Below are 14,569 nucleotides of genomic sequence, written 5' to 3'. Positions count from 1 at the left end.
GCGTTTTATTTTAGGATGTTTGGCATCTTAGATTTAAAATTATTTAATCTAGGAATGGAAACATTTTGTATGTAAGGATTCTCAGGATGTAATTTTTCATAATCTTGATGGTAGTCTTCTGCAATCCAAAATTTTAGAAAAGGATAAACTTCGGCAGCAATTGTGCTATTTAGTTTTTCAGCTAATGCCTTTTTCTTTGCTTCTATAATTTCTTTTTGTTCTTGATTTTGATAAAAAATAATAGATCTGTACTGACTGCCTCTGTCTGGACCTTGACCATTTACTTGTGTTGGATTTTGCGAAGCAAAATAAACGTCTACTAAAGTTTCAAAACTCACAATTTTTGGATCGTATATAACTTCTACTGCTTCAGCATGACCTGTTTGACCTGTGTTACTTTTCTCGTAAGTAGGATTTTGCGTATGACCTCCTGCGTATCCATTAATAACTTCATCTACACCTTTAACGCTTTCATATACAGCTTCTACACACCAAAAACAACCGCTTGCAAAATAGGCTTTTGCTTTTCCGTTTTGTAATGCAACAGTTACTGGAGTTTCTGTTTTGATAGCTTCTTGTTTAGGATTGGTTTGGGCTTGATTGTTACAGCTAAATAATAAGGCTAGAAATAATACTGATAATAATTTTTTCATTTTTCTTTTCTTTTTCAATTGGACGTATAAATTATAACATCCTTGCTTATTTACTTATAATTATTTCTTAAAAAAAAATAAATATATAGCAATAAAAAAGCCTTTACGTTATGTAAAGGCTTTATATTATAATGAAAAGGTTTCTATAATTTAGAAAACATTTTTTCCATTTTCTCTCTTTGTTCATCTGCTAAAGCAGCATCAACAAGTATACGTCCACTATGCTCATCCGTAATAATTTTTTTACGTCCAGCAATCTCCATTTGTACTTGTGGTGGAATTGTAAAATAAGATCCTCCTGATGCACCTCTTTCGATTGGTACAACAGCTAAACCATTTTTTACGTTTACTCTAATACGGTTGTAAGCTTTTACTAAACGCGCTTCGATTTTTTTCTTGTAATCTTCAGACTTGTCTATAAGTGCTTTTTCTTCTTTTTCAGTTTCTTTTAAGATAGCATCTAACTCACTTTTTTTATGTTTCAAGTGGTTTTCACGCTCTTTGTTATGCTCTTTAGTTTTAGCAATAACGTCTTTTTTCTGCTCAATTTGAGCTTTAAATTCTCTGATATGCTTTTCAGCTAATTCAATTTCTAACTCTTGGTATTCAACCTCTTTAGTTAAAGAATTAAATTCTCTGTTATTTCTAACATTTTTTTGTTGCTCAGAGTATTTTTTAATTAAAGTTTTAGATTCTTCAATTAAATTTTTCTTAGCAGTAATTTCAGCATCTACAGAGCTTAAACTATCTTCTAATTTCTCTAATCTAGTTTTTAATCCTGCAACTTCGTCTTCTAAATCGCTAACCTCTAAAGGTAATTCTCCACGTACGCTTCTTATTTCGTCAATTCTAGAGTCTATTAATTGTAGATCATATAACGCTCTTAGGCGATCTTCTACTGTTGCTTCTTTTGTCTTTGCCATATTTTAAAAATACTTAACAGGATTGGTATTTGTGTTCGATAAAATGAATGCAAAATTAGGGATTTTTTTCGTAAGTATTGCTACTAAACCAATTTTTGTGTACTGTTCACTTTCATAATGTCCTATATCTACTAATAAAATGTTGTTTTCTGCTTGGAAAAAATCATGATATTTAAGGTCTGAAGTTACAAAAGTATCAGCTCCTGCTGCTTTTGCTGCGTTTATAGCAAAGCTTCCAGAACCTCCTAATACAGCAACTTTTTTTATTCTTTTATTTGTTAATTTACTATGTCTAATTGCTGAAATATCCATTTTTTCTTTCAAATACTGCAAAAACTCAATTTCGGTTTTGGAATTTTCTAGTTCTGCAATCATTCCCATACCAATATTTTGGGTTGTATTTTCTAAAGTGGTTACTTCAAAAGCTATTTCTTCGTAAGAATGTGTTTTAAATAAAGTTTGTAAAATGGTAGATTCTAAATGTTTTGGAAAGGTGACATTTATTTGTGTTTCAGCTTCGATATAATTTTCTCCTTTTTGACCTATTGTAGGATTAGCTTCTTGATTAGGTTTAAATGACCCTATCCCTTTTGTTGTAAAGCTACAGTTAGAATAGTTTCCAATTTGTCCTGCACCTACTTTAAATAAGGCGTTTTTTATGGCTTCAACTTCTGATTCTGGTGCGTAAGTTGTTAGTTTTTTTATGGTTTGTTTTTGTGGTATTAATATGCGTTGATTAGTTAAGTTAAGTTGATCACATAACATGGCATTAACACCGTTTTTATCATTATCTAAAGCTGTATGTATAGCGTAAATAGCAATGTTGTTTTGGATAGCTTTTAAAACGGTACGCTCTACATAATTTTTTCCGGTAAGACTTTTAAGGCCTTTAAAAATTATTGGGTGAAAACTTAATATAAAGTTGCAATTTTTAGCAATTGCTTCGTCAATCACATCTTCCAATGTGTCTAAAGTTACCAATACGTTGGTTATCTTAGTGTTTTTATCGCCAATTAATAATCCTACGTTATCAAAATCTTCAGCATATTTTAAAGGCGCAATTTCTTCAAGGTGATTAACAAGGTCTTTTATCAACATACTTTTTGGTCTTTAATATTTAAAACAAATATAAAATATTTACTTTCGTTACTATTATTGTTTGCTCCATTTCGTTTTTATAAAAAGATAAATGAGCTTTAAATGTATTAAATGAAGTTTTTAAGATTTATTTTATTTCCTATTGTACCGTTTTATTATTTAATAACTTGGTTTAGAAACATCATGTTTGATAAAGGTTGGTTGGCTTCTAAATCTTATGATTTTCCAATTATTTGTGTTGGTAACCTTAGTACAGGAGGAACTGGAAAAACGCCAATGGTTGAGTATTTAATACGTTTATTAAAAGATGATGTTAATTTGGCTACCTTAAGTCGAGGGTATGGACGCCAAAGTAAAGGGTTTAAGTTAGGTGATGCTAAGACTAATGCGACAATTTTAGGAGATGAGCCTTTTCAGTTTTATAATACGTTTTCAGAAGATATTAAAGTTGCAGTGGATGCAGATAGACAATCTGGTATCTCTAATTTATTGCTTTTAAAGGATAAGCCAGATGTTATTTTGTTGGATGATGCTTTTCAGCATAGAAAAGTTAAAGCAGGATTAAATATCATGTTGACCACTTTTGATAACAGGTATACTAAAGATATTGTATTGCCAACAGGTAATTTACGTGAACCAAAGTCAGGAGCTAAGCGTGCAAATATTATAGTTGTAACCAAATGTCCAGAAGAGATAACAGAAATTAATAAACAGGATATAATTGCTGAAATCAAACCTTTAGCTTATCAACAGGTGTTTTTTAGTAAGATACGTTATAGTGACAAAGTATATTCTGAAAATAAAACAATTGCATTAGATAAATTAATAGGTGATTTTAAATTGGTAACAGGTATTGCTAATGCAAAACCATTAGTGTCTTATTTGAAGCGTAGAGATTTAAGTTTTGAACATTTAAATTTTAAAGATCATCATGAGTTTTTATCCTCAGAAATCGAGTATTTATCAAAGTATGAACTGATAATTACTACGGAAAAAGATTATATGCGTTTAAAAACTGAAGCTTCTTTACAAGGAAAATTATTTTATCTACCTATTAAAATAGATATTGATAACAGTGATAAGTTTGATGCTATTATTAAGACGTATGGTTTAGGGTAGAATTATCTCCTTTTTCCGATAGCATTAAGGCATTAAAAAGTTTTTTCTCGAAGTCTTCTTGCTTGAAAGGTTTAGGTATAATATCTGTAAATCCAGCTTCTTCAAATTCTTGCATTTTATCCTCAATAGTAACAGCAGTTAATGCAAAAATAGTAAGTTCTTTATCAAAGGTTCTTATAATTTTTGTAGCTTCCATACCGCTAATTCCTGGCATGTGGATGTCCATTAAAACAACATCGTATTTGGTGGTTTTTACCATATCTACAGCTTCTTCACCATTATCCACAACGTCACAATACAGTTTCATTTTATTCAGGATTTTTTTGGTGATCATTTGGTTGATCTTGTTATCCTCTACAACTAGTATTTTGATGTTGCTTAATTCAATTTCGTCAATTTCGTTAAAGTAGTTTGCCTTTTTCTCAACAATAATCTCATTACTTTTTTTCATAGGTATTTCAAAGAAAAAGGTAGTTCCTTTTCCTAGCTGACTTTTCATGTAAATTTTTCCTTTTAATATATCTATCAATCCTTTAACAATGGAAAGACCAAGTCCAGTTCCTCCATATTTACGGTTGATTTGAATTGATCCTTGAGAAAAACTTTCAAACATATTTTGTTGCTTTTCTTCACTAATTCCAATACCATTATCTTCTACTTCAAATCTAACTTCAAAGTTTTCTCCATTTTGATTTTGTTTGATAATTCTAATCCAAATATCTCCATCCTTTGTAAACTTAATAGAGTTACCAATTAGGTTAATTAGTATTTGAGAGATTTTTAATTGATCTGCATTAAAATTAGTTGGTAGGTCTCTGTCGTATTCTAAATGCAAGGTGATATTGTTGTCTAAAGCAGAATTATTTAATGCTGACATGACATTTTCAGCTTTCTTTTTAAGATTAAAAACTTCAGGTTCTATGTCTACTTTATTGGCTTCAATTTTATTAATTTGAAGGATGTCATTAATAAAAGTTAAAAGGTAATCACCAGAAAATTTAAGTGATTTTAAATGTTGTACTTGGCCAGGTTTTGGGTCTTCCTCCAAAAGCATATTTGTTAATCCTGTTACAGCGTATAAAGGTGTTCTTAACTCATGCGTTACAGTAGATAGGAAATTAGCTTTGGTTTTGGTAGCCAATTCTGCTTTTTCCATTGCAATGGTTAATTCTGCATTTTTTTTATGTAAAATATTATTAGATTTTAATCTAATATTATTGTTTTTATATAACGAAAGCGTCAATAATGATAAAATTGTAATTAAAGCAATACTTAATATTGTTGTTAGTTTTTCTAACCAAGTTGAGCTTGCCTCTTTTTCTAAATCAGCTTCTTTTTCTTTTTGGTATTCTACGGGATTACTGTAAAGTTTGTCTAACCTTTTATCTGAAGAAAGAAAACCACGCTTAGCCATTAATAATGAATCGTTAAGTTTGATGTGCTTTTTTAAATAAGTATTTGATTTTTTATAATCTTCAGTTTCGTTATAAATATCACTTAAAGAAGCATAAGCAATGTTAGTAATGGAAGGGAAGTTGTTTTTTTGTGCAATGGTTAATCCTTGTGTAATTAACTTTTCAGCTTCATCAAATTGGCCTAATTTTATTTTATTTTTTCCTAAATGGACGTAAGCGCTACTAAGTATTTTATTGTTTAAATAGCTTTTAGATATGCTAACCGCTTTTTCATATTCTATTTCTGCTTCTTCGTAGTTTTCTAAGTTATAGTAGGCATCACCTTTATATAGGACCGACTCTGCTTCAAAATCATGTAAGTCTTCATTTTCAAAAAGACCTTCTGCAGAAGTAAAATAATCTAGTGCGCGATTAAAATTATTTTTACTCATGTAAACGATACCAATCGTTTTGTAAGTTTCTGCTATGTTAATGTTGTCTTCTGCAAAGCGTTGCTTTTCAATAGCTTTAATTAGCGTTTGAAGGGCTTCGTTAGATTCCTCAGTAATAAATTGAATTTTTCCAATTTTTGAGTAAATTAAACCAATGTTTTTGTTGTCATTAATTTGATTAGCCAATGCTAAGGCTTCGTCTAAATCACTTTGCGCTTTGTAATATTGATTGTTATCAATATTTTTTTGAGCTTGACTAATGTTAAAGTTTATTTTGCTTTTAATGACTTCCTTTTCTTTTTCTGTTAAGTTTTGTGCTTGTAGATTTAATCCTACAAAACACAATATTAAGCACGTGAAAAATTTTATAAAATGGGATTTCATTGGTTGGGTATATAAAAACAAATATAAATATTTATACTCTAAAAGTTATTTTTATTCCGATAAATTGGAAATCAAATCTATTATTCGGCTAGAGTAACCAGTTTCGTTGTCATACCATCCAATAATTTTTACCATGTTACCTATAACAGAGGTCATTTGAGCATCAAAAATACAGGAGTGTGGATTGCCAACAATATCTATGGATACTATTGGGTCCTCAGTATATTCTAAGATATTTTTAAATTTGCCTTTAGATGCATTTTTAAAAGCCTGATTTATGGCTTCAATAGTGACCGTTTTTTTTACATTAAAAGTAATATCTGTTAACGATCCATTGGCTACAGGAACTCTAATTCCGCATCCACCAATTACATTTGATAACTCAGGAAATATTTTTGTTAAAGCCTTGGCAGCTCCTGTTGTTGTTGGTACAATACTTTGTCCAGCAGCTCTAGCACGTCGTAAATCCCTATGTGGCTGATCGTGTAGGCTTTGGTCTGTGGTGTACGAGTGTATTGTTGTTATGTATGCTTGGTTAATACCGCAAAGCTCGTTGATTATGTCAATCATTGGAGCTGCGTTATTTGTAGTGCATGAGGCGTTTGATATTATAGTTTCAGTACCATCTAAATCGTTTTGATTAATGCCTAAAACAATAGTTTTAATATCATCTTCAGTTGGAGGTACGCTTAATATTACGCTGTTAGCTCCATTGTTTATATGATGTTGTAAATCTTCTGTAGTTTTAAATTTTCCGGTTGCTTCAATAACAAAATCTGGAGCAAATTGGGACCAATCTATAGTTTTAGGATGTGTTTGATTTAAAAGAGAAACAGACACATTGTTTACTAGTATAGTGTTTTCTGTGGAAGAAATTTCAGCAGGAAACACACCATGTATACTATCATACTTTAGTAAATGACTTAACGTTTTTGCATTTGCTAAATCATTTATGGCAACAACCTTAATATTGGGATTATTATGTAGTAGTCTAAAAACGCGTCTTCCAATACGTCCAAAACCATTAATAGCTACTGTAATCATATTTAATTTATGTGTTTTTGTGCTTTATATGAAGAACGTACTAATGCGCTACTTTCTACATGTCTAAATCCAAGTTTTAGTCCTATTTCTTCATACTCTTTAAATTCGTCAGGAAGTATAAATCGTTTAACAGGTAAGTGTTTTTTACTTGGTTGTAAATATTGACCAATGGTAACAACATCCACATCGTTATCACGTAAATCGTGTAAAGTTTGAATAACCTCTTCACGCGCTTCACCAAGACCTAGCATAATCCCAGACTTTGTTCTGCGTTGTCCTTGTTGTTTTAAGTATTTTAATACGCCTAAACTTCTTTCGTATTTAGCTTGTATACGGACTTCTCTGGTTAGTCTTTTTACGGTTTCAATGTTATGAGAGACCACTTCTGGAGCTACATCAATAATTCTGTCAATGTGCATTTCTACACCTTGAAAATCAGGGATTAATGTTTCTAGGGTTGTTTGTGGATTCATTCGTCTAACAGCATCTACTGTTTCTGCCCACATAATACTTCCCATATCTTTTAAGTCATCTCTATCCACACTTGTTAATACAGCATGTTTGATTCCCATAATTTTTATAGATCGTGCTACCTTTTCTGGTTCGTCCCAATCAACATCTTCTGGACGTCCAGTTTTTACACCGCAAAATCCACATGATCTAGTACAAACATTTCCAAGTATCATAAAAGTTGCAGTTCCTTCTCCCCAACATTCTCCCATGTTTGGACAACTTCCAGATGCACAAATGGTGTTTAATTTGTATTTATCTACTAATCCTCTTAATTCTGTATATTTTTTACCTGTTGGTAATTTAACGCGTAACCATTTTGGTTTAGGTTGTCTTTCTGGTAATATATTTGATGCAGTTTCTGTGTTCATAGTTGCAATTTTGTAGATGCAAAGATACGAAGTATTTTGGTTAAAATTTAAGGAGTAGGAGTAAAGTAGGGTAAGCTAATAATTACTTTTTTTGAATAATTTCTGCTAATAATTTTTTAGCACGAAGTAACTTTACTTTTATATTATTAATCGGCTCTTTTAGCTCGTCAGAAATTTCTTTGTAACTTAATTCTTGAAAGTATCTTAGGTTTATTACTTCTTGATAATGTGGTTTTAGCTTTTTAATGTCACGAAGTAATTTAGCTAAATTTTGTTCTGTAATTAGTTTGTCTTCAACAGATGGTGTTTCGTCTAAAACTTGATAGACAGCATTGTCATCTGTACTTGAAATAGCTTGTTTAATGCTGTTTTTTTGTTTTCTAATAATATCAATATGAATGTTTTTAGAAATTGTAATTAACCAAGTATTAAATGCGTATTTGCTGTCGTAAGTTTTTATTTTGTCAAAAGCTTTAGAGAAGGTTTGAATGGTAATGTCTTCTGCATCGTTTTCATTTTGGATGCGCTTAAGTTGAAAACCATAAACCTTATCCCAATAATTATGAAGTAAATAATTAAACGCTTTTTGGTCGTTTTGTTTGGCTCTTTTTATTGCTTCTTCTATTTCCAATAATTTGGTTTTGAAATTTTATTGGCTATAAAGATACTAAATTGCAATACAATCAAGGTTATTTCTAGGATTGGTAACAATAAAATGGTGTCTTTTTCGTCTAATTTATTTGCTGAAAAGCCTAAGCTTAAAAATTGAATGATAAAACGTAAAATAATTAGACCCATAACAAAAGGCCATAAATAGGTGGTTATGGCTAATACAATCGCTAATATCCAAAATAGTATTTGCGAGATATAGAAACTAGCCAATAAAAATTGATGTTTAAATTTATAATATTGAGCAGTTGACACGTGTCTGCGTTTTTGTTTAAACCAATCTTTTAATGAAGTCTTTGGTATGGAAGAGGTAAAACTTTCTTTATGGTAACAAATTGCGGTGTTTGTTGCATTAGCAGCTTCGTTGATAAAAAGATCATCATCTCCAGATCTAATTTTCATGTGTTTAATAAAACCATTAGTTTTAAAAAACTCATCTCTATGGTAGGCTAAATTACGACCAACACCCATAAAAGGAATCCCAACTTTAGCAAACGAAAAATATTGTGTTGCAGTCAGCAAGGTTTCAAATCTGATTAGTTTATTTAAAAATGAGTTTTTTATTTTATTATACGCACCATAACCTAAAATAATGGTGTTCTCGTCATTAAAACTTTGACTCATTTTGTTGATCCATTGGTTTGAAACCGGTTGGCAATCTGCATCAATAAACAGTAAATGATTGTGTGTAGCAGCTTTTATGCCTAGTGAGAGTGCGTATTTTTTATTTCCCCAAAAGGCTTCAATATTTTTGACATCTACAATTTTAATATTGCTATATTTAGATTTAAAATCTTCAAAAACATCTAATGTCTCATCGTGAGATGAGTCGTTTATTAGTACCACTTCAAAATGGGGATACGATTGATTTAATATGCTAGGTAGAAATTTTTTAAGGTTTTGTGCTTCGTTTTTGGCACAGATAATTACAGAAATTGGATAGTTTCTGTTTAAAGAGGTTGTAACACTTTTAGAAAAAGCAAAGCTGCCAAATAATACAGCATAATATAATACCTGAATAACAACCACAGCTACAAAGCTGTAGAATAAAACCTCAAGTATTAGCATGTATTAAGAGTGTTGCGTTTCGTTGCAGTTGTCAAACTGATCTGGAGTTTTACCGCAAAATCCGCAAGATTCTCCTGTAGTATTTAACATTGGATTTTGACTTGCGCAAGTACCAGCAAATTTACCATCTTTTTTTGCCCATATTTTAATTGCTATTCCAGCAAAACCTAATGCTAGAAGACCTAATGTAAGTAGTAAAAGTTTCAAATTATTTTTCTTTTTTTTGTGACTACAAAGATACTAAATTTTAAAGAATAATATAAAGGTTTTATAAAACCTCTAACAGTGTTTTTATCTTTTATATCTATTAAAGTTGTTTTTTATCGAATTTTTTATTCAAGCGAAAAATAAGTGTCTAACATTTGTTTTTTTTAAATATCTTAAACCCTTAACTTTTAATTATTTAGATTATGAAAAAATTATTGGCAGAATGTTTTGGAACTTTTTGGTTAGTTTTTGGAGGTTGTGGTAGTGCAGTCTTTGCAGCAGGTTATCCAGATTTAGGTATTGGATTTGTAGGTGTAGCTTTAGCTTTTGGATTATCCGTATTAACAATGGCTTACGCTGTTGGTCACGTATCTGGAGCACATTTTAATCCTGCAGTATCTATAGGTTTATGGGCTGGTGGCAAGTTTCCTGCAAAGGAGCTGCCTGGTTACATTATTGCACAATTAGTTGGAGCTATTTTAGCAGCTGCAGCATTATTATATATTATTTCTGGTAAAGCAGGATTTTCTGGTCAAGGTGGTTTTGCTGCTAATGGTTATGGCGCTTTGTCACCTGATGGTTATTCCATGATGTCTGCGTTGGTGACTGAGTTTATTTTGACCTTATTTTTTCTATTAATAATATTAGGAAGTACGTACCCTAAAGCACCAAAAGGATTTGCAGGTATTGCTATTGGTTTAGCATTAACTTTAATTCATTTAATTAGTATTCCTATAACAAATACGTCTGTTAATCCAGCAAGATCAACTAGTCAAGCTTTATTTGCCGAAGGTGGTGAATATATGGGACAACTATGGTTGTTTTGGTTAGCACCAATTGCAGGTGCAATTGTAGCTGGTTTAATCCATAAAGCATTGTTTAGTAAGGATTAAATCGTCAAATTTTGACATAAAAAAAGCCTCATAATAGTTATGAGGCTTTTTTATATAGTAAAACTAATTAGTCATTAATCTTTAAAGAGATCTCTGCAACAGGTGTGTCATTTGATCTAAATTGACTACCTCCTTTAGGTTCTATGGATATACTTAAACCTAAGGCATCTTCTGTATATGGTATTTCTTGTAAGCGTCTGTCTGCTTCACTTAGCACACCAAGGTTAACCATTTTATCTTGTAAGTTAGCCCAAATTTGATATACTTTGTCATCAGGTAATTGAGGTAAGGATACTACATCAATCATAGATTTTTTTTCTTCTGGATTAATGTAAGCTACAGTTTTAAGGTTTTTAGCTCTAGTATTCCCTGTTAACACATATTTTTCTGTTTCAGGATTATTTAATTGTTCAAACTGTTGTAATACTTTATTTAAAGTACTATTGTTATTGGAAATATCACTTCTTAAATCAAAGATTTCATCAGCGATAGTTTGATTTTCATCTACTAAATTATTGTTTTGATTAAGTAGATAAACAGAGCTTCCTGCAAATAATAGTGCAGCCACACTTGCAGCAATTGCTAAGCTATACCATTTTTTTGATTTTTCTGGTTTTAATGCTATTACTGGTTTATCGTCTAAAGTATCTAGAACATTATCTAAAATAGATTTTGGTGCTTTTACTGCATTTAATTGCGTAGTAAATTCTAGCTTGTCTTCAAGCTTTTGAAATGCTTTTTTAACTTGTGGGTATTCTGATATGTAATGCTCTACCTCTAAAGTTTCTGAAGCTGTAGTTAGACCTATTAAATATCTGTCTAATAAGTCAGTGTCTAAAAATGTTTTTACTTTCTGATTCATCATTTTACAATTAAGGGTTGTAAATTTTTTTCAATTCACGTAACGCAATTTTTAATCTTGATTTTATTGTACCTAACGGTATGTCTAATTCTTCGCTCGCTTCTTGTTGCGTCATTCCTTCAAAAAAGAGCGCGTTTATAACTATTTGATACTTTTCGTCTAAAGTGTTTAAATGCTTTTTAATATCTAAAACATCCTCGTTTAAACTATTAGTTGTCAGTTTATATACGTTTGAATCTTCGATTTGGACTTCTTTATTAGATTTATTATTTACAGATCTAATTTTATCGATTGCCGAGTTATATGCAATGCGGTATAGCCAAGTGAATAATTTGGCTTTATCAGGATTATAACTTTTACCTTTTTTCCAAACTTTTATTAAAGTCTCTTGAAGCACGTCTTGCGCTAAGTCGTCATCCGAAATCACTTTTTTTATGACTCCAAATAAAGCATCAGCATAATTTTCGTATAACAAATTAATGGCTTGTTTGTCGCCATTTTTAAGGTGTGTTATAATATGTTTTTCTAAAGAAAATTCCAAGCTATTGTATTGTAGTTGTTAGTTAACTAATTTAAATTGAAGTTATTTTATATTGTGTCAAAAAATATTTACTTCAGCTTCAATTGAAATATTAAAGATACGATAAATAGTATTTTGTATTAATTTTGAAAGGTTTAATATGTCTTCTCCTTTAGCGTCGTCATAATTAACTAGTACTAAGGCTTGTTTTTTATGCACGCCATAATTGCCAAATGTTTTTCCTTTAAAACCTGCGGTTTCAATTAACCATCCAGCAGGTATTTTTATTTCGTTATCCGAAATCACATAATGTGGCACTTCTTTAAAGTTATCTTGCAATTGTAAGAACTGAGATTTTGAAATAACAGGGTTTTTAAAAAAACTTCCAGAATTGCCAATAATTTTAGGGTCTGGTAATTTGCTTTCGCGAATAGCTATAACTGCTTTGGAGATGTCTTGTATTGTGGGTTGGGTAATATTCATGGTTTCTAACGCTGTAGTTATAGCACCATAATTAGTATGCAAAATGTGGTTTTTAGTTGTTAGTTTAAAAACCACACTTGTTATTATATATTTTCCTTTTGCTTCTTGTTTAAATATTGAATGTCTATACCCAAAATCACAGTCCTGCTTAGTAAAAGTTTCTATTTTTAAAGTGTCTAGATTTAGAGCATTACAAGAGTAAAAATGATCTTTTAATTCTACGCCATAAGCGCCAATATTTTGTATTGGACTTGTGCCAACATTGCCAGGAATTAAAGACAAATTTTCTAAACCGCCAAAATCTTGTTTTAGTGTCCATTTTACAAATTCATGCCAGTTTTCGCTAGCTTGACACTCTATTAATACATGATTATCTGTAGTGTCAACAATAGTTTTTCCTTTAAGATTTAATTGTATCACTAAAGCATCTACAGGTTTGGTAAGTAACATATTGCTACCACCACCAAGGATAAATTTATTGGCGTTTTTGTAATTGGAATAGATAAACCTTAAATCTTGTAGTGTGCTAACTGCTACAAATTGTTTAGCGTTAACATCTATGCCAAAGGTATTATAAGGTTTTAAAGATATGTCGTTTAAAATTTGCACTAGTCTTTATATACTTTTAATGCTTGTTTTATAATATTTACTGCTTTTTTTAAACTGTCTTGATTTAATACATAAGCAATACGGATTTGATTTAATCCAACTCCAGGTGTGCTGTAAAAACCTGCAGCAGGAGCGACCATAACGGTTTCTCCATCAATATCAAAATCTTCTAAAAGCCATTGTGCAAAAGCGTCACTATTTTTTATAGGTAATTGTGCGATACAATAAAAAGCACCTTTTGGATTAGCGACTTGTACACCATCTATTTTTTGCAATTCTGCGATAAGCACATTACGTCTTTCAACGTACTCTTCAATAACATCGTCAAAATAACTTTGAGGTGTTTCTAAAGCAGCTTCACTAGCAATTTGTGCCAAGGTTGGAGGGCTTAATCTTGCTTGTGCAAATTTTAATGCAGTTGCGATAACCTCTTTGTTTTTAGAGACTAAACAACCAATTCTTGCACCACACATGCTGTAGCGTTTAGACACAGAGTCTATAACTATTGCATGGTCGTCTAGATCTTGTTCTTGTAATATGGAATAGTGTTTTGCTCCATCGTAAGCAAACTCACGATAAACCTCATCAGCTATTAAAAACAAATCATGTTTTTTAACTATTTCGGCTAATTTTTTTATTTCGTCTTTAGAATATAAATAACCTGTTGGGTTTCCTGGATTACAGATTAATATTGCTTTAGTTTTTGGTGTGATAAGTTTTTCAAACTCTTCAATTGCAGGTAAGGCAAAATTGTCTTCTATTTTAGAAATTACAGGTACGACCTTAACACCAGATGCAGTTGAAAATCCATTGTAATTTGCATAAAAAGGTTCTGGAATAATCACTTCGTCATCAACATCCATTATACTTCCAAAAGCAAAAAGTAATGCTTCACTACCACCTGTTGTTACAATAATATCGTCTTGTTTTACATGGATATCATTTTTTTGGTAATAGTTGGCGATTTTTTTACGATACTCTTCAGATCCTTCAGATCGTGTATAAGCTAATATATCTAAGCCATGCATTTTTACTGCATCAAGAGCTGCTTGTGGTGTTTTAATATCTGGTTGCCCAATATTTAAATGATAAACAGTTTTCCCCATTTTATATGCTTTTTCAGCAAAAGGAACTAACTTTCTTATTGGTGACTGTGGCATTGATTGCCCTTTTTGAGAAATTTTTGGCATTACATATCGTTTAGGTTGCAAATTTGCAAAAAATAATTGTAATGTTTCTTTAAAAAAAGACCTTTTAAAAGAGATTATAGTTAAAAGATTTGTAATTTTATTAAAGACATAATTTATTAT

General features: G+C 30.9%; 15 protein-coding genes. 2 read left to right on the top strand and 13 right to left on the bottom strand.

Going from position 1 to position 14,569, the window contains the following annotated elements; translation table 11 throughout:
* Positions 1-5: 5 nt before the first annotated feature.
* The 3 genes from msrA to B2989_RS14890 all read right to left on the bottom strand — a co-directional run bounded on the left by msrA (position 6) and on the right by B2989_RS14890 (position 2,674).
* Complete coding sequence (gene msrA / locus B2989_RS14900; RefSeq protein ID WP_292950011.1) at positions 6-653, bottom strand: peptide-methionine (S)-S-oxide reductase MsrA; 648 nt, start codon at positions 651-653, stop codon at positions 6-8.
* 143 nt (positions 654-796) lie between these two features.
* Positions 797-1,576: a zinc ribbon domain-containing protein gene (locus B2989_RS14895; protein ID WP_145002867.1), complete on the bottom strand. Its 780-nt coding sequence runs from the start codon at positions 1,574-1,576 to the stop codon at positions 797-799.
* Positions 1,577-1,579: 3 nt separating this feature from the next.
* Entirely contained in the window at positions 1,580-2,674 is a 1,095-nt protein-coding gene (locus B2989_RS14890; RefSeq protein WP_292950008.1) for a Nif3-like dinuclear metal center hexameric protein, read from the bottom strand.
* Positions 2,675-2,785: 111 nt separating this feature from the next.
* Here B2989_RS14890 and lpxK point away from each other — a divergent pair, with 111 nt between their 5' ends.
* Positions 2,786-3,793, top strand: coding sequence for a tetraacyldisaccharide 4'-kinase (gene lpxK, locus B2989_RS14885; RefSeq protein ID WP_292950007.1), 1,008 nt, complete (start codon positions 2,786-2,788; stop codon positions 3,791-3,793).
* Here the strand turns inward: lpxK and B2989_RS14880 are convergent.
* From B2989_RS14880 to B2989_RS14855, 6 genes are all read right to left on the bottom strand, one after another.
* Positions 3,771-6,023: a tetratricopeptide repeat-containing hybrid sensor histidine kinase/response regulator gene (locus B2989_RS14880; protein WP_292950006.1), complete on the bottom strand. Its 2,253-nt coding sequence runs from the start codon at positions 6,021-6,023 to the stop codon at positions 3,771-3,773. The two genes, lpxK and B2989_RS14880, sit on opposite strands and share 23 nt — an antisense overlap.
* 51 nt (positions 6,024-6,074) lie before the next feature.
* Positions 6,075-7,067, bottom strand: a complete 993-nt coding sequence (gene gap, locus B2989_RS14875; protein WP_292950005.1) for a type I glyceraldehyde-3-phosphate dehydrogenase — start codon at positions 7,065-7,067, stop codon at positions 6,075-6,077.
* Between the two features lie 2 nt (positions 7,068-7,069).
* On the bottom strand, positions 7,070-7,948 hold the full coding sequence (gene lipA / locus B2989_RS14870) for a lipoyl synthase (protein WP_145002852.1): 879 nt from the start codon (positions 7,946-7,948) through the stop codon (positions 7,070-7,072).
* Positions 7,949-8,030: 82 nt separating this feature from the next.
* A complete protein-coding gene (locus B2989_RS14865; RefSeq protein WP_145002849.1) occupies positions 8,031-8,579 on the bottom strand; it encodes an RNA polymerase sigma factor in 549 nt (182 codons plus the stop codon).
* A complete protein-coding gene (locus tag B2989_RS14860; protein ID WP_292950002.1) occupies positions 8,570-9,685 on the bottom strand; it encodes a glycosyltransferase in 1,116 nt (371 codons plus the stop codon). Before B2989_RS14860 ends, B2989_RS14865 begins: the two co-directional genes overlap by 10 nt.
* A 3-nt stretch (positions 9,686-9,688) precedes the next feature.
* Positions 9,689-9,892: a hypothetical protein gene (locus tag B2989_RS14855; protein WP_028283727.1), complete on the bottom strand. Its 204-nt coding sequence runs from the start codon at positions 9,890-9,892 to the stop codon at positions 9,689-9,691.
* 203 nt (positions 9,893-10,095) lie between these two features.
* On the opposite strand from B2989_RS14855, the gene aqpZ reads away from it, so the two are divergent.
* The gene (aqpZ, locus tag B2989_RS14850; protein WP_145002844.1) at positions 10,096-10,785 is read left to right on the top strand and encodes an aquaporin Z; all 690 of its coding nucleotides are present in this window, start codon (positions 10,096-10,098) and stop codon (positions 10,783-10,785) included.
* Between the two features lie 67 nt (positions 10,786-10,852).
* Here the strand turns inward: aqpZ and B2989_RS14845 are convergent, their stop codons facing one another.
* The 4 genes from B2989_RS14845 to B2989_RS14830 are packed head-to-tail and all read right to left on the bottom strand — an operon-like array spanning position 10,853 to position 14,449.
* Positions 10,853-11,650, bottom strand: coding sequence for an anti-sigma factor (locus tag B2989_RS14845; protein ID WP_292949999.1), 798 nt, complete (start codon positions 11,648-11,650; stop codon positions 10,853-10,855).
* A gap of 7 nt (positions 11,651-11,657) precedes the next feature.
* Complete coding sequence (locus B2989_RS14840; RefSeq protein WP_028283724.1) at positions 11,658-12,188, bottom strand: RNA polymerase sigma factor; 531 nt, start codon at positions 12,186-12,188, stop codon at positions 11,658-11,660.
* A 57-nt stretch (positions 12,189-12,245) separates the two neighbouring features.
* Complete coding sequence (murB, locus tag B2989_RS14835; RefSeq protein WP_292949996.1) at positions 12,246-13,259, bottom strand: UDP-N-acetylmuramate dehydrogenase; 1,014 nt, start codon at positions 13,257-13,259, stop codon at positions 12,246-12,248.
* Positions 13,259-14,449 (bottom strand): pyridoxal phosphate-dependent aminotransferase, encoded by a 1,191-nt coding sequence (locus tag B2989_RS14830; RefSeq protein ID WP_292949994.1) that lies wholly within the window; start codon positions 14,447-14,449, stop codon positions 13,259-13,261. The genes murB and B2989_RS14830 overlap by 1 nt, the downstream gene beginning before the upstream one ends.
* Between the last annotated feature and the right edge of the window lie 120 nt (positions 14,450-14,569).

This window comes from Olleya sp. UBA1516, from assembly GCF_002323495.1.
Taxonomy (GTDB): Bacteria; Bacteroidota; Bacteroidia; order Flavobacteriales; family Flavobacteriaceae; genus Olleya.
The sequence above is the reverse complement of the archived record's forward strand: the minus strand, read 5'-3'. Positions and strand labels throughout refer to the sequence as shown.